Source organism: Bacillus sp. JJ864, from assembly GCF_036963045.1.
Lineage (GTDB): Bacteria > Bacillota > Bacilli > Bacillales > Bacillaceae_G > Bacillus_A > Bacillus_A pseudomycoides_C.
The window spans coordinates 1-18,421 of the sequence record NZ_JBALLY010000019.1; the positions used below are offsets into that span (position 1 = coordinate 1).

15 protein-coding genes and 5 pseudogenes are annotated in these 18,421 nt (G+C 36.0%); 18 read left to right on the forward strand and 2 right to left on the reverse strand.

What is annotated here, in order from left to right; all coding sequences use genetic code 11:
• The first annotated feature begins 219 nt into the window (after nt 1–219).
• From V7024_RS03655 to V7024_RS03680, 6 genes and pseudogenes are all read left to right on the forward strand, one after another.
• A complete protein-coding gene (locus V7024_RS03655) occupies nt 220–1,932 on the forward strand; it encodes a methyl-accepting chemotaxis protein (RefSeq protein ID WP_335515818.1) in 1,713 nt (570 codons plus the stop codon).
• 134 nt (nt 1,933–2,066) lie between these two features.
• The gene (locus tag V7024_RS03660; protein ID WP_335515821.1) at nt 2,067–2,234 is read left to right on the forward strand and encodes a heavy metal-binding domain-containing protein; all 168 of its coding nucleotides are present in this window, start codon (nt 2,067–2,069) and stop codon (nt 2,232–2,234) included.
• A 95-nt stretch (nt 2,235–2,329) separates the two neighbouring features.
• Entirely contained in the window at nt 2,330–3,172 is an 843-nt protein-coding gene (locus tag V7024_RS03665; RefSeq protein WP_335515823.1) for a peptidylprolyl isomerase, read from the forward strand.
• 468 nt (nt 3,173–3,640) lie between these two features.
• Nucleotides 3,641–4,453, forward strand: a complete 813-nt coding sequence (locus tag V7024_RS03670) for a peptidoglycan-N-acetylglucosamine deacetylase (RefSeq protein ID WP_335515825.1) — start codon at nt 3,641–3,643, stop codon at nt 4,451–4,453.
• A 22-nt stretch (nt 4,454–4,475) separates the two neighbouring features.
• Nucleotides 4,476–4,664, forward strand: a pseudogene (locus V7024_RS03675) (YkyA family protein); the annotation flags it as partial.
• Between the two features lie 389 nt (nt 4,665–5,053).
• The gene (locus V7024_RS03680) at nt 5,054–6,067 is read left to right on the forward strand and encodes a LacI family DNA-binding transcriptional regulator (protein WP_335515828.1); all 1,014 of its coding nucleotides are present in this window, start codon (nt 5,054–5,056) and stop codon (nt 6,065–6,067) included.
• Nucleotides 6,068–6,105: 38 nt separating this feature from the next.
• Here V7024_RS03680 and yhfH read toward each other — a convergent pair whose 3' ends face one another.
• Nucleotides 6,106–6,234: a protein YhfH gene (gene yhfH / locus V7024_RS03685; RefSeq protein ID WP_098917506.1), complete on the reverse strand. Its 129-nt coding sequence runs from the start codon at nt 6,232–6,234 to the stop codon at nt 6,106–6,108.
• A 160-nt stretch (nt 6,235–6,394) separates the two neighbouring features.
• On the opposite strand from yhfH, the gene V7024_RS03690 reads away from it, so the two are divergent.
• The 11 genes and pseudogenes from V7024_RS03690 (at nt 6,395) to V7024_RS03740 (ending at nt 16,058) form a co-directional block, all read left to right on the forward strand.
• Complete coding sequence (locus tag V7024_RS03690; RefSeq protein ID WP_335515833.1) at nt 6,395–7,129, forward strand: MBL fold metallo-hydrolase; 735 nt, start codon at nt 6,395–6,397, stop codon at nt 7,127–7,129.
• A gap of 9 nt (nt 7,130–7,138) precedes the next feature.
• Nucleotides 7,139–8,128, forward strand: coding sequence for a lipoate--protein ligase (locus tag V7024_RS03695; protein ID WP_335515837.1), 990 nt, complete (start codon nt 7,139–7,141; stop codon nt 8,126–8,128).
• Between the two features lie 135 nt (nt 8,129–8,263).
• On the forward strand, nt 8,264–9,796 hold the full coding sequence (locus tag V7024_RS03700; protein WP_335515840.1) for a fatty acid--CoA ligase family protein: 1,533 nt from the start codon (nt 8,264–8,266) through the stop codon (nt 9,794–9,796).
• A gap of 113 nt (nt 9,797–9,909) precedes the next feature.
• The gene (locus V7024_RS03705) at nt 9,910–10,098 is read left to right on the forward strand and encodes a hypothetical protein (protein ID WP_335515843.1); all 189 of its coding nucleotides are present in this window, start codon (nt 9,910–9,912) and stop codon (nt 10,096–10,098) included.
• A 142-nt stretch (nt 10,099–10,240) separates the two neighbouring features.
• On the forward strand, nt 10,241–10,801 hold the full coding sequence (locus V7024_RS03710; protein ID WP_335515846.1) for a GNAT family N-acetyltransferase: 561 nt from the start codon (nt 10,241–10,243) through the stop codon (nt 10,799–10,801).
• Nucleotides 10,802–11,001: 200 nt separating this feature from the next.
• Nucleotides 11,002–11,664: pseudogene (locus V7024_RS03715) on the forward strand (sulfate ABC transporter substrate-binding protein); the annotation flags it as partial.
• Nucleotides 11,633–12,289, forward strand: a pseudogene (locus V7024_RS03720) (sulfate/molybdate ABC transporter ATP-binding protein); the annotation flags it as partial. The pseudogenes V7024_RS03715 and V7024_RS03720, both read left to right, overlap by 32 nt.
• A gap of 127 nt (nt 12,290–12,416) precedes the next feature.
• A pseudogene (locus tag V7024_RS03725) lies at nt 12,417–12,611 on the forward strand (alpha-L-glutamate ligase); the annotation flags it as partial.
• Nucleotides 12,612–12,733: 122 nt separating this feature from the next.
• A complete protein-coding gene (locus V7024_RS03730; protein ID WP_335515849.1) occupies nt 12,734–14,164 on the forward strand; it encodes an RNA-guided endonuclease InsQ/TnpB family protein in 1,431 nt (476 codons plus the stop codon).
• A 49-nt stretch (nt 14,165–14,213) separates the two neighbouring features.
• A pseudogene (locus tag V7024_RS03735) lies at nt 14,214–15,014 on the forward strand (ATP-grasp domain-containing protein); the annotation flags it as partial.
• Nucleotides 15,015–15,152: 138 nt separating this feature from the next.
• A complete protein-coding gene (locus V7024_RS03740; protein WP_335515852.1) occupies nt 15,153–16,058 on the forward strand; it encodes an AraC family transcriptional regulator in 906 nt (301 codons plus the stop codon).
• A 323-nt stretch (nt 16,059–16,381) separates the two neighbouring features.
• On the opposite strand, the gene V7024_RS03745 is transcribed toward V7024_RS03740, so the two are convergent.
• Nucleotides 16,382–16,966: an SCO family protein gene (locus tag V7024_RS03745; RefSeq protein WP_335515854.1), complete on the reverse strand. Its 585-nt coding sequence runs from the start codon at nt 16,964–16,966 to the stop codon at nt 16,382–16,384.
• Between the two features lie 154 nt (nt 16,967–17,120).
• Between V7024_RS03745 and V7024_RS03750 the strand changes: the two genes are divergently transcribed.
• Nucleotides 17,121–18,377 carry a M48 family metallopeptidase gene (locus V7024_RS03750; RefSeq protein WP_335515857.1) on the forward strand — a complete coding sequence of 419 codons (1,257 nt, stop codon included), beginning with the start codon at nt 17,121–17,123 and terminating at the stop codon, nt 18,375–18,377.
• Nucleotides 18,378–18,421: the final 44 nt, after the last annotated feature.

The following is an 18,421-nucleotide window of genomic DNA, read 5'->3' on the forward strand; positions in this document are numbered from 1 at the left end:
CTTTAAAATAATAAATTTTACAACATATTTTCATATGCAATATTTCATAAAATCCCAAGATGTTATATTGTTATAATAAGAAGAGGAATCCATTCCATACGCAGTAATTAAGATGGGATTTTATTGCAAAAAAGTGAAAAATTATTATTTTTCTCTTTTTTGTTTTTAAAACATAACTATATAATTAAATATTAGGATAAAAGGAAGGTCGGGGTGTAAATGTTATTTGTGAAAAACGGTAAAATTAGCACAAAATTAAATGTATTAATGATTACAGCTAGTATTGCATGCATTCTCTTATCAATTATAGGAGTTGTCGGATTAAAAAAGACAGGTGAGGCTTCTACAAGTATGTATGACGAAAGGTTACTTCCGATTTACTGGATAGAATCTGTAGAATCTAACTTTTACTATATGAATTACAATTTTATGGAACTGATGAACACAACTGATGAAAAAAAAGATAAAGAATTAGCAGATCATATAGATCAAGTACGTAAACAAAATGATGAATTATTTAAAAAATTCGAGTCTAAAATTAGCGCCAAAGAAGAAAAACAATTATATGAGGATTTTCAAAAAGATTATCAAGAGTTAAGGAAACGATTCCGTGAAGGACAAAATTTAGCAATGCAAAATAAAAACGAAGAGGCTTATGCTTATTATTTAAAAGAAGTTGAGCCTATTATGCAAAACTCAATTAAAGGCATTAAAGAACTCATTAAATATAATGGTGAAAATGCGGAACAATTACAGAAAAGTAATGCCAGCAGTGCACAGACTACAATGCTGATGTTTATTATTATTTCAGTGGTATCGGTTGCGGTTATTATATTCATTGGATATATCATTAAAATAGCTATTCAACGTCCAATTGCTTTATTACAACATGATATGAAAGAAGTAGCAGACGGGAATTTAGTAGTACGTACTTCTTATCAAGCGAATGATGAATTAGGAAAAATTGTTACCTCTTTTAATCATATGTTAGACAATCTACAACAACTAGTTGAGAAAATAAAGGTAACAACACAAGAAGTTACTTCCTCTACTGATAGTATGCTGCAAAATACAAAACAGGCATCTCAAATCTCTAACGAAGTGGTTCAAACGATTCATGAAGTGAACAAACAAATAGAAGGGCAAGTTACGAGTATGCAAGAAAGTTCAATAGCAATGAATGACGTAGCCAGTGGAGTTCAAACTGTAGCTGAATCGGCTTCTACTGTTGCGGAAATATCTGTTGTTACAACAGATCGTATAAATAATGGAAGTAAAGTAATCCAGCAATCTATTACGCAAATGAATAACGTCCACAAAGTTGTTGAAGAAACATCTGCAGTGATAGAGCGTCTTGTTACGCGCACGCAAGACATAGATAAAGCTTTAAATGCCATTACGAATATTGCGGAACAAACAAACCTTCTTGCTTTAAATGCTGCAATTGAAGCCGCACGTGCAGGGGACAATGGAAAAGGGTTTGCAGTTGTTGCGGCTGAGGTGCGAGACTTAGCCGAACAGTCAAAGCAATCTGCAAATGAAATTAATGACTTAATTAAATCTATCCAACAAGATACAAAAGATACCGTTCAAATTATGAAAAAAGGACAAGAAGAAGCGGCGCAAGGAAAAAATACTGCTAATGAAGCAGACCGAGCATTTTCAACAATTATGACAGATATTCATAAGATAACAAGTCAAATCCAAGAAGTATCAGCTACAACTGAAGAAATGTCTGCTGGGACGGAAGAAATTAACGCTTCATTATCAGTAGTATCAGAAACTTCTACAGGAGTAGCAAAGGATACGAAGCAAACTGTACAAGCAATTCAAACACAAGCATCATCAATTAAAGAAATAACAAATCAATCTATGCAAATAAGGAAAAAAATTGAAGAATTAGAAGGGGTAATTTCACAATTTAAAATTTAAGGATAAAATTTATTTATGAAACCTTACAGAACTGTAATTTTTATGTAAGGTTAGTAGATAGTTGCTTTATTATTTCAATGCAATAATGAGTGTATAAGAAATAAGAATAAATTGATAGAAAGAGAGTGCTAGCAATGATCGTAACAACAACTTCTGTTATTCAAGGAAAAGAAATTATTGAGTATATTGATATCGTAAACGGTGAAGCAATTATGGGTGCAAATATCGTACGTGATGTATTTGCTTCTGTTCGTGACGGAATGTTAATGGTTGCTGTAAGTGGCACAGCTGTACGTGTGTAAATATATATTACTAAAAATCAAATAAAGGATAGTACTAAAAACTTGGAACATATACGTTCATTAGTTAGTGGGATCCCAGAGTGAGGTAGAAAAGATTGAAAAAGCGAAATATTTTTATTGGAGCTGCAATGAGCGGTATGCTTTTATTATCAGCATGCGGTTCGTCAGAGAACATTGCAACATCAAAAGTAGGAAATGTAACAGAAAATGATTTGAATAAACAATTAAAAGAGAAATATGGAAAGGCAACTTTACAGCAAATGATGCTGAACAAAGCTTTACTTGATACATATAAAGTTTCTGATGATGAAGCAAAGAAACAAGTAGAAAAGATTAAAGAGCAGATGGGAGATAAATTTAAATCTGCTTTAGAACAATCAGGTATTAAAGATGAAGATGCATTAAAGGAAAATGTGAAAGCTCAAATTGCTCTTGAAAAAGGTATTAAAGCAACTGTTACGGAAAAAGATATTAAAGAAAGCTATAAACCTAAACTGAAAGCAAGTCATATTTTAGTTAAGGATGAAAAAACAGCAAAAGAAGTAAAAGAAAAACTAAATAATGGAGAAGATTTTGCAGCATTAGCAAAACAATATTCAGTAGATCCAGGCTCGAAAGAAAAAGGCGGCGAATTACCGGAGTTTGGTCCAGGGCAAATGGATCCTAAATTCGAAGAAGCGGCTTATAAATTAGAAGTAGGGCAAGTAAGTGATCCTGTACAATCATCTTTTGGATATCACATTATTAAAGTAACAGAGAAAAAAGAATTAAAGTCTTTTGAAGAAGAGAAAGAGAACATTCGTAAAGAATTAGAAACACAACGATTACAAGATCGAAGTGGAAAATGGAAACAAAAAGTGATTAATGATGTATTGAAAAAAGCAGATATAAAAGTAACAGATAAAGAGTTAAAAGATACATTTAAGGAACTTAAATAGGTTTAGGAAAGTGAGTCCGATGCCAAAAGGCATCGGACTCACTTTTTTTACAATAAGGAGTAAAGGAAATCGATTTTTATGTGTTTTTTTCAATTTGTACCTATATAGTAAACTTAAATACTAAATTGATGGCCATGACTTCAAAAATTCTTTTTTTGTACATATTTTTTTTAGAAATTAGCTAGTAAAATTTGTATATAGATTATTCTTTTTCACAATGTGTACAGCAATGAGTAATCCTGAAACTCTCATTTTTTTGATGTATATGTAAATCTTTTAAAGAATGTATTCCTTATTAAAGCTACTGAAAGGCTTTTGTAACATTTATGAAAGAGGTATGAAAGATATTTAAAATAGTCTAAACTTACTAACATGAAGTTTAGATTAGCCAGTAGTAAAAAGTGCACACAGAGAATGAGGAACAGTATTTGGAATTTATATAAGATTAGTAGGGAGGGATCAAAAAGAATGAAACGTGTTTATAGGGTAAAACGTATAGTAATTATAATTGTAGCAATTACAGCTAGTTATTTTATGTTTCAATCTATTACGTCACCAGCAAGGGCTGTAGCGAAGCAAGAAAATACAGTACAGCTAGTAAGTGACCAACCCAAAGTTGAAATGAAGAAAGCCGCTCCAAGTCGATTTAATGGTAAGGAGAGAAAAGTCGCGTATCTTACTTTTGATGATGGACCAGGAAAATATACGGCTGAGCTCTTACAAATGTTGAAACAAAATAATGTGAAAGCGACGTTTTTTTTAATTGGTAAAAATGTAAAACAGTTTCCTGAGTTAGTAAAGCGTGAAAACGCAGAAGGGCATTATGTGGGCATGCATAGTATGACACATGATTTTAAAAAATTATACACAAATGGTGGGTATGTAAATGAAATGAACCAAGATCAAGGGCTAATAGCAAATATTATTGGACAATCTCCAAAGTTAACACGTCCACCATATGGATCAAGACCAGGATTAAACGAAGCACTTCGAAATAAAGTGGTTGAAGGTGGTTTTAAAGTATGGGATTGGACAATCGACTCTTTAGACTGGAAATATAGCAAAATACCAGTTGATGCAGCCGTAACAAAAATTGTTGAAAATGTACTTAAGAGTGCAACGAAGCCACAAGAAGTTATTTTAATGCATGATATTCACCCACAATCTCTTGCTGCTGTACCGGCCATTATAAAAGGATTAAAAGAAAAAGGGTATGAATTTGAAGCATATCATGAAGAAAATCATTTCCCAGTTAATTTCTGGCACGATAAGCGTATTTGATGGAGGAATTAATATTGATAGGAAGTTAAAAGATAAAGAAACAAAATTAAAAGATATTGGTAAAAAAGTTAAAGCTATTAATAGATTGAATAAAGAAACACAAAAAGAAAAAGAGAAGTTTAATCAATATACAAAAGAGTACAATGAAGGGAAATTAGCGTTCTATAAAAAAGCGAAGATTAAAATTAAAGAAGAAAAGCAAGGAAAATAAGGATAAAAGTCTTCGTTTTTATAGCGATACGTAGTGTGATAGTAATTCATTGTAATTTAGAACAGTATATTAGTGGAGAATGTGTTATAAAAATCGATCAATATATCTGTTTATCATTTTATATAAATATAATTTAAAAAATGACATAAATATGGGTCATCTTTCTATGCCTATCACATGGAAAGGTGACCCATTTTATGTCTATTGAAATATTAACTTGACGCCCCTCTATAACAATATTTTTCTACTGTTTACAAGTATTCTTTTCTTAGTTTTTAACTTTTACAATATCAATATAGTATTTTCTTCACAAGGTATGTTGCGGTTTCCAATTATATACTATATAATTCTAATTAAGAAAACGTTTTCATTTAAAGGGGGAGAATTTCGTGTCGACTATCGAGGACGTAGCGAAATTAGCGGGGTTATCAAGAACAACGGTTTCTCGGGTGATTAATAACCATCCGTATGTATCGGACGAAAAGAAAAAGAGAGTACAATTAGCAATGAAACATCTTGGATTTGTTCCGAATTCTGCGGCGAGAAGACTACGTAAGCAAAAGACGGAAACAATTGCAGTGTTGGTTCCACGTGTGACAAATCCTTTTTTCAGTAAATTTATTGAGGCGATTGAAATGGTAGCTTCAGATCATAAATATAAACTGATTATTTGTCAAACAAGATATTTACCAGAGAAAGAGATGGAGTATTTACAGCTATTATCTACGAAACAAGTAGATGGGATTATTTTATGTTCACTTGAAAATGCTTGGGAGGATGTTGAGCCTTATTTACAGCATGGACCGATTGTTTTATGCAATGAATATATTGAAGAAGCAAACATTCCAACTGTAAACTTTGATCATGCACAAGGAGCATACATAGCTGCGAAACATGTACTAGATCAAGGGTACCGTCATCTTGTATTCTGCCGTGGCAGAGAGACAAAGGTAATTAACCAACAGAGAAAGATGGGCTTTTTGCGTGCTGTAACAGAAGCAAGCAAACAAGTAGAGTCAATTGACTTCATTGAAAGCGCTTACTCTATTGAAGATGGAAAAAATATATTTTATGAGTTTTTACAAGACAAAAAAAATCCTACCGCTATTTTGGCAGGGGGAGATGAAGTCGCAGCAGGAATTATCGCAGAAGCGAGTAAACAAGGCTGGAGCATTCCTGATGATTTAGCTGTAGTTGGTTTTAATAATCAGTTCCTATCACAAATTACAGACTCAGGTATTACAACGATTGATCAGCCAATTGATGATATGGCACGAAAAGTTGTAGAACTGATGATGGATAAAATTCATACGAAAAATTATCGAAATAAAGAAGTGTACGAGTTTGAACTGGAGCTCTTGGTGAAAGGTTCAACGGTGAAAAGTACAATGATGCTAGCCTAGTAGATGATATCTGCTAGGTTTTTTATGTTTACAATCTATTAATCTTCGTGCGTACAATCTTCACATTTATTGTGGTACGCTTCGTGCTGCTCATCAATCTCTCTTCCACAATTGGAACAAGTTTTTGCCGGTAAATTTCTAAAAAACTCCATTGGTTGATCTATCATGTAAATCCCTCCATTTCCAATTCTTACTAACATTGTATTAGTACAAATGATGAAAGTCAACAACTGTTTTATAACAAATTTCAAAATAATGAAAATGTGTAGAAAATCCATTATAGTTAAGACTGTAGAGTAGAAAGTAAAACAGAAAGGATGAACGTATATGAAAATGACGGTTGTCGGCTTTTGGGGCGGTTTTCCAGAGGTGGGAGAAGCAACGTCTGGATATTTATTTGAGCATGATGGCTTTCGTTTACTAGTCGACTGTGGCAGCGGTGTATTAGCACAGCTTCAAACATACATAACACCTTCTGATATAGATGCTGTCCTGTTGTCTCATTATCATCACGATCATGTTGCTGATATTGGGGTGCTTCAGTATGCACGATTAATTACAAGCATGACGGGAGGCGCATTACCAGAACTGCCGATTTATGGCCATACCTTCGACGCAAAAGGTTTTGCATCGTTAACACATATACCGTATACAAAAGGGGTTCCTTACAACCCAGCGGACACATTACAAATTGGTCCATTCTCCATTTCCTTCTTACAAACAGTGCATCCTGCTATATGTTTTGCAATGCGTATTACAGCAGGTGAGAAAACTGTTGTATATACAGCAGATTCTAGTTACATGCCAAAGTTTGTTTCATTTGCACAAAATGCAGATGTATTTATTTGTGAATGTAATATGTATTCGCATCAAGATGGCTCAAAAGCTGGGCATATGAATAGTACAGAAGCAGGAGAAATTGCAAAACAGGCAAATGTAGGAGAACTACTTTTAACTCATTTGCCACATACAGGGGAGCTATCAGATTTAGTAACGGAAGCAAAACAAATTTTTAACGGCCGCATTGTACTGGCGCATAGCGGTTACGTTTGGGAATCTTGAGGTGAAACGATGTTATTTATCGATAATAAAGGAATTACAGATCCAACGATTAACTTAGCGATTGAAGAATATTGTGTAAAAAACTTAGACATTAATGAAACGTATTTACTGTTTTACATCAATGAACCATCTATTATTATCGGGAAGAATCAAAACACAGTGGAAGAAATTAATGCTGATTACGTACGTGAAAAGGGAATCCGCATTGTAAGACGCCTTTCTGGTGGCGGCGCTGTATATCATGATTTAGGAAACTTAAACTTTAGCTTTATCACGAAGGATGATGGAGATAGTTTTCATAACTTTAAGAAGTTTACAGAGCCGGTGACAGTAGCACTTGGGAAATTGGGGATTAATGCCGAGCTAAGCGGCCGTAATGATATTTTAGCGGAAGGAAGAAAAATTTCCGGTAACGCTCAATTCCTGACAAAAGGACGTATGTTTAGTCACGGTACGTTATTATTTGATTCCGAAATCGACCATGTTGTGTCGGCTTTAAATGTAAAACTAGATAAAATTCAATCAAAAGGAATTAAATCGATTCGCAGCCGCGTTGCAAATATTGCGGAATTTTTAAGTGAGAAAATTACAATTGCTGAATTTAAACAGCTCCTTTTAGAAAATATTTTTGAAGGAGAAAGTGAAATTCCAACATACGAATTAACGGAAGAAGATTGGAAAGAAATCCATAAAATCTCAGAAGAACGTTATCGAAATTGGGATTGGAACTACGGAAAATCTCCAAAATTTAACTTACAGCATTCGCACCGTTTCCCAGTTGGACAGGTAGATGTTCGGTTAGAAGTACAGAAAGGCGTAGTCTCAGAATGCAAGATTTACGGGGACTTTTTCGGTGTTGAAGATGTACGTGACATCGAAGAGCGCTTAAGTGGTAAGGTATTTGATAAAGAAGCATTTGCGGCGGCGCTAGCTGATGTAGAAGTGCCACGTTATTTTGGCAATATAACAAAAGAAGATTTCTTATCTTTATTCTTTTAACTGTATGAAAAACAACCATATCTTACGTGTGGTTGTTTTTTTATATATGTTTTATGAAATGTACCTTGCACCAATAATTTTCTTTTAATATAATGTATTTAGAATTTTATAAATTTTATAAAAGGTGGGGGTATTGTGAATCTCGTTCAAAGATTAGCCGAAACGGTGAAAAAGAAGGGGGACAAGCCGGCTTATATATTTCAGGATCAGTCGGTATCTTATGACCAATTTAACGAAATGGTCATAAAGTTTTCTAGTAGTTTAGCAAAAATGGGCATTGGAAAAGGGGACAATGTTGCATTAATTGTTGGGAATTCGCCGCACTTTTTGATCGGTTTATACGGAGCGATGCGTGCCGGGGCAACGGTAGTTCCAGTCAATCCGATTTATACACCAGATGAACTATATTACATTTTACAAAATGGAGACGTTAAAGCAATCATCACACTAGACATCCTTCTACCAGTTATGCAATCTCTTACATCTAGACTTCCTTCTATTGAAAATATCATCATTTGTGAAACCACAGCAGATTCAACTCATGAAGAAACCGAAAAAATGAAAACGTTTACGAGTTTAATAGTAAGCGGAGACCTTACTTTCCAAGGTCCAGATTTACAAGAAGAAGACGTGGCCGTAATTTTATACACATCAGGCACGACAGGAAAGCCCAAGGGTGCGATGTTAACGCACAAAAATTTATATAGTAATGCAAGCGATGTTGCTTCGTATTTACAATACTCAGAGCATGACCGTGTCGTTGCGGCGCTGCCGATGTTCCATGTCTTTTGTTTAACGGTTGCTGTCAATGCGCCAATTGTAAACGGCGCTACGATTTTAATGTTGCCGAAGTTTAGCCCAAAAGAAGTATTCCGCATTTGCCGTACATACGAAGCTACCATATTTGCCGGCGTGCCAACGATGTACAATTATTTATATTTACATGAAGATGCCAGTCCAGAGGATGTTCATACACTTCGTTTTTGTATTTCTGGCGGTGCGTCTATGCCTGTTGCCCTACTTAAAAACTTTGAAAAACGATTCCAGGTTATCGTCTCAGAAGGATATGGTTTATCAGAGGCATCACCTGTGACATGTTTTAATCCACTTGATCGCCCGCGCAAACCAGGATCAATTGGAACAAACATTTTGAATGTAGAAAACAAAGTAGTCGATGAGATGGGCGATGAAGTACAAGTTGGAGAAGTAGGAGAATTAATCGTTCGCGGCCCAAATGTAATGAAAGGCTATTACAAAGCGCCAGAAGATACAGCCGCACTCCTTCGAGACGGTTGGCTTTACACAGGCGACTTAGCAAAAATGGATGAAGAAGGCTATTTTTATATTGTAGACCGGAAAAAAGATATCGTCCTTGTTGGCGGTTATAACGTCTACCCGCGCGAAGTAGAAGAAGTGTTATACATGCACGAAGCGATCGCGGAAGTCGTTGTAATCGGTGTTCCAGATGAAAATTTAGGAGAAGCGGTAAAAGCGTACGTCGTACCGAAAACGACAAGTGTGACAGTAGAAGAACTGATGGCATATTGCGCGCTTCACCTTGCAAAATATAAAATACCAAGCAGCATTGAGTTTTTAGAAGAACTTCCGAAAAATACGACAGGAAAGATTTTAAGAAGAGCGTTAAAAGAGAAAGCGATGCAAGTATAAGGGGAATAAAAAACAGCAGTTCGTTGTATGAGAACTGCTGTTTTTCATTTGTATGTATTTCTTTTTATAGAAAAAATGATTTGTTACCTCATCATCCTATACGCGCTGAATTGGTGAAATGGGAACGACAGCTACCGGGGGCTAAACAAAGACGATCCTATGAAACGATCCAACAGTGGTTTACACGTATTGGTTGTTCAGATGAAATAGTAGGATTATATGAAAAAATCCGTTATGGTGATTTTGCTTTTACTTCAGATGAAAAGCAATTTGTACATGATTGGGTTAAAAAACATATATAGTCCTAATGGTTCACAAATAATACAGTTGTTCTAATTTCCTTTTTATGCGAATGGAGCAGAATAGTTAAAGAAGGGATTTTGGTTTCCATGATGAAATTAATATATGTAATGAGATAGATGCTTAGGAGGAAACGGACTTATTATGATTAAAATTGTTGGACAAAAAATTGTATTGAAAGAAGCAACTTATCAAGATCTTGATGAATTATACTACTGGAAATATGAAGACAAGGAACAAGAAGCGAAGAAATGGAATGGTCCATATATACCTGAACCTAAAATAACAAAAGAAGAATTTCTAAAAAGTTGGGAGAAAGACTCTCAAATTATTTCCAGTATACCTAGTACACTAATTATCTTCGCTGGAGATCAATTAATTGGAACAGTAGGTGCTTATTGGGTAGATAAAAATACGAATTGGTTAGAAACCGGTATCGTTATTTATGATAAAAATTACTGGAATGGTGGGTATGGTACGGAAGCTTATAAACTTTGGATTGATTTTATATTCAAGTATACGGAATTGCATCGATTAGGGATGTCAACTTGGTCAGGAAATGTGAGAATGATGAAAGTTGCAGAAAAATTAGGAATGAAAGAAGAAGCAAGAATAAGACAAGCGAGAATGGTAGATGGTAAATATTTTGATGCAATTAAAATGGGGATTTTACGAAGAGAGTGGGAGCAATCTTTAATTGGTTAGTTTTACTTTTACTTTATTTTCCCTTTTATATAAAACCATCAAATTCTCAGTTGACATATCGGAATTATATATTTAGAATAAAGAAAAATAATTGAAAAATGAAATAATAAAAGCTAATCAGAGAAACTGAAGGCGCACAACATTCACTTTGTGAAACGTTTGTGTGCCTTTTTCTATTGATAAAACAAGGAGGGGTATAAATGAAGTTGTGGGGGAAAACATCAATTAGAGCAGGGGTGCTGTTGTCGACGGTGCTTCTGTTTTCAGGATGCGCATCGGCAACATCTACTAGTAAGTCGGAATCAGGAAAGTCTATTGAACTTTTAAATGTATCGTATGATCCGACCCGGGAATTGTATCAAGATTTCAACAAGGACTTCGCTGCATATTGGAAAGAGAAAAGCGGTCAAACAGTTACTGTGAAGCAATCCCACGGAGGATCGAGCAGTCAGGCACGATCGGTCATTGATGGGCTAGAAGGGGATGTTGTGACGCTTGCATTAGCATATGATATTGACGCTATTAGTAAAAAGAAACTGTTAGCGGAAGATTGGCAGAAACGTTTATCTAACAATTCTACTCCTTATACATCGACAATCGTATTTCTTGTGCGAAAAGGGAATCCGAAAAAAATTAAAGACTGGGATGATTTAACGAGAAAAGGAGTCTCTGTTATTACGCCAAATCCGAAAACATCTGGAGGAGCACGCTGGAACTATTTAGGTGCATGGGGATACGCTTTGAAAAAAAATAATAATAGTGAAGAAAAGGCAAAAGAATTTGTAAGTCAGTTATATAAAAATGTAGAAGTGCTGGATTCTGGAGCACGCGGGGCAACGACAACGGATTGCGTTAGCAAGGGCTTTAGCAGTTGAACCGAAAATTTTGCTGCTTGATGAACCATTTGGTGCATTAGACGCCAAGGTGCGTAAAGAATTGCGAAGATGGCTACGGAAATTGCACGACGAATTTCAAATTACAAGTGTGTTTGTAACGCATGATCAAGAAGAAGCACTGGATGTCGCGGACCGAATCGTTGTAATGAACGACGGGCGCATTGAACAGATGGGTACACCAGAAGAAGTGTATAATAGTCCAGCTAGTCCATTTGTATATGATTTTTTAGGGAGTGTAAATTTATTCCACGGTCGTGTTCAGAAAGGAAAATTGAATTTAGGTTCTATTGAATTAGAAGCGCCGGAGCATGTGCATATTTCCGATGCCGACGCCGTAGCATATGTGCGGCCTCATCATTTATCTATTACGCGAACGAAGCAAAGTGTCGATGCCATTCCAGCGAAAGTTACTTACACACATGCTGTTGGCCCCGTTGTATATATTGAATTAAAACGTGATGGAGTAGATGAATATTTAGAAGCTGAAGTGAGTAAAGAGCAATTTGAGAAGCTTAAGATTCGAACAGGCGAAGTTGTATATGCACATTTGAAAGAAGTGAAGGTATTTATACCGAAGGATTTTGTTATTTAGTGAGAAAACGAAAGGCGCTGCGTATCGTCTTTCGTTTTTTTAATTGAGTTATCGTAAAATTAGTATTTTACAGATTAATAAAAAGAGTATAATGAATATAATCACATTTTAGAAAGAAGGTATTCCCTTGAAGAAGATTCACATTATTCATGAAAACACAGAATGGACAAGACATCTAACGAAAAGATTGGAAGAGCTCGGTCTTCCTTATGAAGAATGGCATTTGGACAAAGGGAATGTTGATCTTTCGTCTGTTCCGCCGAGCGGCGTATTTTATCGGAAAATGGGCAAGAAAACCTCATCTTCGAAATGCGCAGGGCATAGTAAAGCTTAAGGAGGGGATGAATTGCCGTTGTATTCGTAAAAAAAATTTTGTATTAATACGAATATATGTTCTTTTTGGACGTTTTGTAGTATCATAAAGGAAAGAAGGAGGTGAAAGTGATGACGAAAGAAAAAGAATATGTAACCTATCAAATTTGGATCAAGAAAGGTCATAAGTTATACTCTTACTTTCTAGAAATGTGTCAAAACGCAAAAAATCTCTATAACACAACAAACTTCTACATTCGCCAAGTATATACGGCCTTACGAACAGAGAAACCATTACAGCCACTTCAACAAGAAGTTCTCCATACAATACAAGTATATATTGATACCATGAATGAAAATCAACTTCGTGCATATCAAAAAAACTTGGAAAAACAGAAAGAAAAGTCGGCAGAAGAACGAAAAGAAATCAAGTGTAATTTGTTTACGTTACCGACAAAAGAGAAATTATTCCTATCCTATAACTTCCTAGATTGTTTGTTTAAAACAATGAAACAACAAGATTATATAAACCTACCATCACAAGTGAATCAAGCAGTTATGAGAAAGCTTTTCAAAAACTGGGATTCATTTTTTGAGTCCATAAAAAAATACAAAACACATCCTTCCACTTTTACTGGTAAACCTCGTATTCCAAACTATATCAAATCATCTATGAGAGAAGTTGTATTTACGAATCAAGTATGTAAACTTCAAGATAAATATATTCGTTTTCCAAAAACAAATATCAAATTAAATATCGGTAAATTGTTTGGGCAAATCGAAAATCTAAAAGAAGTACGTGTTTCTCCTACTTACGGGAAATTTAAGGTAGAAATTGTGGCAGAACAAACTGGGCCGCCATCTAAGCATGTTGACAACAACCGTTATATGAGTATTGATTTAGGAATTGATAACATTGCAACCATCGTAACGAATACAGGAGCTACTCCTGTGTTAGTAAAGGGCAATGTTATCAAGAGTATCAATCGATACTACAACAAACAAAAGGCGCATTTAATGGGCATTCTTCGTCATGGAAAAGAACCGAAAGAAGGACCACATACATCAACACGTCTAGAGAGGCTTCATGAAAAACGGTTTCTAAAAATAAAGGACCTCTTTCACAAAATGAGTTATTACATTGTTCAGTTTGCGATTCAACACGAGATTTCTACAATTATGATTGGGAAAAATACATCGTGGAAACAACAGAATCAATCCTTCTGCCATATCCCACATAATCTACTCATTGAAATGATTAACTACAAGGCAAAAAGGCAGGGCATAATGGTAGAAGTTGTGGAAGAATCGTATACAAGCAAAGCATCCTTTCTAGACAACGATACGATTCCCACTTACGGTGAGGAAGACATCCCTGTATTCAGTGGAAAACGTATCAAACGTGGCTTGTATCGTACGAAAGAGAATAAACTACTGAACGCAGATGTGAATGGTGCCTATAATATCTTAAAAAAAGCAGTTCCAAAGGCATTTGCCGATGGGATAGAGGGGTTGTGCCATCAGGCAGCTGTGTCAACTCCACTTGTGTTAAGTATCTTTTGAAGATGATACACAAGAAACCCCCACTTCGAGATCCGAGGAGATAAGTGGCGGGAGTTTTCATAACCGGATGAGCGCTTCTTCTCATACAAGAAATCATCGCTTTGCCCCAGAGTTTACAGGTGCTGTCCTTGCTTGGTTAGAGATGCATAATCGAAAAGTGTTCAACGGAAGCAGAGCACTTCAGATGGAAGTAAGCAAAGTTGCACAGTATATGGCGCTCCATGCACAAGGAATCCAAACACCGAAGACGATTGCCGCTGTTGGTAAAGAACATATTATCGAAGCGGCAGCGCAATTTGAAGGACGTCCATTCATTACGAAGCATAACCGCGCTGGAAAAGGATTAGGCGTTCAACTATTTCAGTCTGTTGCTTCGTTACAAGAATACGTAGAAAGTACAGCATTTGAAGAGCCAGTAGATGGTATTACATTAATTCAAGAATACATTCAATCTCCTGAGCCTTACATTACACGTTGTGAGTTTGTTGGCGGGAAATTTGTGTATGCAGTTCAAGTCGATACATCGAAAGGCTTCGAGTTATGCCCAGCTGATGCGTGTCAAATTGGCGATCTGTTTTGCCCAGTTGGAGAGAAAGCACCGGAAAAACCGAAGTTTCAAATTATTGAGGGCTTTAACGATCCGATTATTCAAAAATATGAGGCTGTTTTGGCTGCGAATGATATCGCAATCGCTGGTATTGAGTTCATTCGAAATGCAGATGGTGAAATTTTCACTTATGACATTAATACGAATACGAACTACAATGCTGATGCCGAAGCAGTTGTTGGCAAATACGGTATGTTAGAAATTGCGAAGTTTCTTGGTAGTGAATTAGAGGAAATAGAATAGATAGGGAGAAAGCTGCTGATGAGGCAGCTTTCTTACATATATTTGATTTGGTAATATTTTGTAAAACAAAAGCAAAAAACGTCAAGAAGAAAACGCACGTTCCCTTTATCATAATACATATAAGGCAGGTGAACAAAGATGGGATGTTATGAAATACAAATTCAAAAAGTAATTGATTCTATTGAAGAAGATGTGATGGAAAAGCAAACGTTAGCGAATCTTGCACGTATTGCAGGATTTTCTGAGTATCATTTCCACCGCGTCTTTCAAACACTCGTAGGAGACTCTGTGATGGAGTATGTACGAAAGAGAAGGCTCGCCCGGGCAGCTTATCAGCTTTCTCATACAGAGGAAAAAATTCTAGATATTGCACTAGAGCACGGTTTTCAATCTCATGAAACGTTCACACGTGCCTTTAAAAAGCTGTTTCATATGACGCCGAGTGAATATCGAAAGCAAGAGATTCGAACGCCGTTATATTCCAAGGTAAATGTGATGCAGCGAAAATTTAATCCGTATTTAGGGGGAATCAAAATGGAATTTCGTATAGAAACAAAGCCAGCTTTTCAAGTAATTGGGTATGAAATGAAGACAACGGGTAAAGACGGACAAAATCTAACAGATATTCCAGCAATGTGGCAAAATTATTTGCAAAATAATTTGTCGGAAAACATTCCAAACCGTAAGCATACGAATGAGTTCGTAGAGTTAGGGATGTGTACGGATTTTAATTTAGAATCAGGGGAGATTACGTATATTATTGGGATGGAAGTAACGAGCTTTGATGGTGTATCAAGTGAGCTAACATGCCGCACATTCCCTGAAGCAACGTACGCTGTATTCACAACGCCAAAAGTTCCTGAAGAAGAAATGGTACCATCGATTCAGCAAACATGGAATGCAATCTTTACAGAGTGGTTCCCGCATTCTGGATACGAGCACTCCGGCGTTGTCGAGTTTGAATTATACGATGAGCGCTCTCATGCCGATAAACACGATCTTGTACAACTTGAGATTTGGCTGCCAGTGCAGAAGAAACAATAAAGTGAAAAGAGACTGAGCCTTTGAGCTCAGTCTTTTCCTGTGCATTCATGTCGAATATCGTCGAAGAGTCTTTATTCTCTGTCGAAACGCCGATATATTCTAAAAGTCGCCGATAAATGTTCTATTTGCGTCGATATATTAAAAAAATCGCTGATATCGTATTATTTGTATAAAACTATTTTGTTTTTTACATACAAGTCGCTGTTATGCAGAATAAAACATGACCTGCACTTGTCTTTGCACGTGGAAGAAAAAGGCCCTGACCGCTTCTATGCACGGCCAGATGCTCTCACCCCCCTAAAAAAGGGCTTTTTTATTTGTAGTCACATCGCCTTCTTAATTTTCTCTAACACTTCTTTACTATCAAACCCGCGCTCTCCCATACCAAATACCTCAATTAAACGATTATTTTCATCTAGTAAGTAAGAGTTAGAAGTATGGATGTAAAGACCGCTTCCAGGATCGCGGTAGCGGAAGTTGAAAGATTCGGCTAGTTGTTTCGTTTCTTCCTCATCGCCGCGCAGTAGGTGCCAACCTGTTGTTTCTTTCATATCAAACGTTTTGGAGTAATGTTCTAGTATTTCTCTCGTATCGTATTTCGGATCAATGGTAATCGTAATAAATTCGATTTTTGTGCCGAACACTTTTTGTTTTACAAGTTCATCTCGTAAATGTTTCATTTTGTATGTTGTAATCGGGCAAATATCTGGACATTTTGTATACATAAACTCTACTAATTTTAATTTTTTCGGTAATTGATTAAATGATACTGATGTTCCGTTTATATCTTCCATAACAATCCCCTTTGGTATTTCCGCTGATGCTTTTCGGTAACCGGTAAAATAAAAAATTCCAATCAAGGTTGCAATAATAAGTCCGAGCGTAAAAGTAATGTACAACTTCTTCATTCCAATCCCTCCCAATTTTTATTTTATAAGAAAAATCTGAAAAATAAGGAGGGAATGAGTGAATATTACATGACATTTCATGTATTAGCTTGTTCTATTTTTCGAGGAACGAACTACAATATTAATAGACAGGCAGCGATGAGGAGGAGAAATCATGCGAAAAGTGATGAGTTGGACACTTTTTTTGTACGCTCTATTTGCATTATTTATATATTGGTACTTATTTGGATGGAATCATGAGATCATACCGGAAACGTATAAAGGAACGAGTGCAGATCCAGCAACATTTATGAATGCAAGGGAGTTGACACTTAGTCAAGATTACTCGCGGGTAAAGAATTTATTATTTTTTTTAGCAACGCCGCTGCAGTGGATTGTGTTATTATTTGTCCTCATTTTCGGTGTATCGAAGCGATTTGAAAAATGGGCGAAAGATACAACGAAATTTCGAGTACTACAAATTGCGATTTATTTGTTTTATTTGTCGCTTGTGACAACGGTGCTCGCATTGCCGCTGCAATGGATTAGTCATCAAGTATCTGTTGATTACGGCATTTCTACACAATCAACGGCAAGTTGGATAAAGGAGCATGTACTTGATTTTTGGATCAATTTTTTGCTTATGTTTCTGATCGTGACTGTGCTGCTGTGGCTTATAAAAAAATATCCGAAACGTTGGTGGCTGTATGGCTGGGCTCTTTCCGTTCCGTTCACAATCTTTTTAACATTCATTCAGCCAGTAGTCATTGATCCGCTATACAATGATTTTTCGACGCTGCATAATAAGGAGCTGGAGAAAAAGATTTTAACATTAGCGGATAAAGCAAAGATTCCGGCAGAGCATGTGTATGAAGTGGATATGTCAAAGAAAACAAATGCGTTAAATGCATATGTAACGGGAATTGGCTCAAACTCTCGCATTGTTTTATGGAATACGACGCTAGAGCAATTAAAAGATAAAGAGATATTATTTATTATGGCGCATGAAATGGGTCATTACGTGATGAAACATATATATTGGGGCGTTGGGAGTTATATTGTTTTAACTTTCGTTGGCATGTACCTCATTAGTCGCATTATGCAAGCGTGTATTCGTAAGTGGGGCGATACACTGCATATTTCTAAAATAGCTACTTTCTCAGTTTTACCATTATTTTTCCTCGTATCTTCGATGCTTTCCTTTGCGGTAAGTCCTGCCACAAATTACGTATCGCGCATTGAAGAAAGAGCGGCCGATCAATACGCATTAGATATGACGAAGGATAATCAGTCGGGAGTTAAAACATTTCAATATTTATCGAAGACGAGCTTGAGTCAAGTGAACCCACCAGCTTTAGTGAAATTGTTCATGTATACGCATCCGCCAATTTTTGAAAGAATTCTCACGTTTGAGGAATATAAGAAGAAATAGTCGTTACGATCAAGGATAAAAATGGAAAAGAACAAGTGATTTTC

Bases quoted from the DNA above. Each gene is read 5' to 3' on its own strand.
- V7024_RS03750 (WP_335515857.1), top strand. From the start codon at position 17,121: ATGCGAAAAGTGATGAGTTGGACACTTTTTTTGTACGCTCTATTTGCA.
- V7024_RS03740 (WP_335515852.1), top strand. From the start codon at position 15,153: ATGGGATGTTATGAAATACAAATTCAAAAAGTAATTGATTCTATTGAA.
- V7024_RS03710 (WP_335515846.1), top strand. From the start codon at position 10,241: ATGATTAAAATTGTTGGACAAAAAATTGTATTGAAAGAAGCAACTTAT.
- yhfH (WP_098917506.1), bottom strand. From the start codon at position 6,234: ATGATAGATCAACCAATGGAGTTTTTTAGAAATTTACCGGCAAAAACT.
- V7024_RS03695 (WP_335515837.1), top strand. From the start codon at position 7,139: ATGTTATTTATCGATAATAAAGGAATTACAGATCCAACGATTAACTTA.
- V7024_RS03655 (WP_335515818.1), top strand. From the start codon at position 220: ATGTTATTTGTGAAAAACGGTAAAATTAGCACAAAATTAAATGTATTA.
- V7024_RS03745 (WP_335515854.1), bottom strand. From the start codon at position 16,966: ATGAAGAAGTTGTACATTACTTTTACGCTCGGACTTATTATTGCAACC.
- V7024_RS03690 (WP_335515833.1), top strand. From the start codon at position 6,395: ATGAAAATGACGGTTGTCGGCTTTTGGGGCGGTTTTCCAGAGGTGGGA.
- V7024_RS03660 (WP_335515821.1), top strand. From the start codon at position 2,067: ATGATCGTAACAACAACTTCTGTTATTCAAGGAAAAGAAATTATTGAG.
- V7024_RS03670 (WP_335515825.1), top strand. From the start codon at position 3,641: ATGAAACGTGTTTATAGGGTAAAACGTATAGTAATTATAATTGTAGCA.
- V7024_RS03730 (WP_335515849.1), top strand. From the start codon at position 12,734: ATGACGAAAGAAAAAGAATATGTAACCTATCAAATTTGGATCAAGAAA.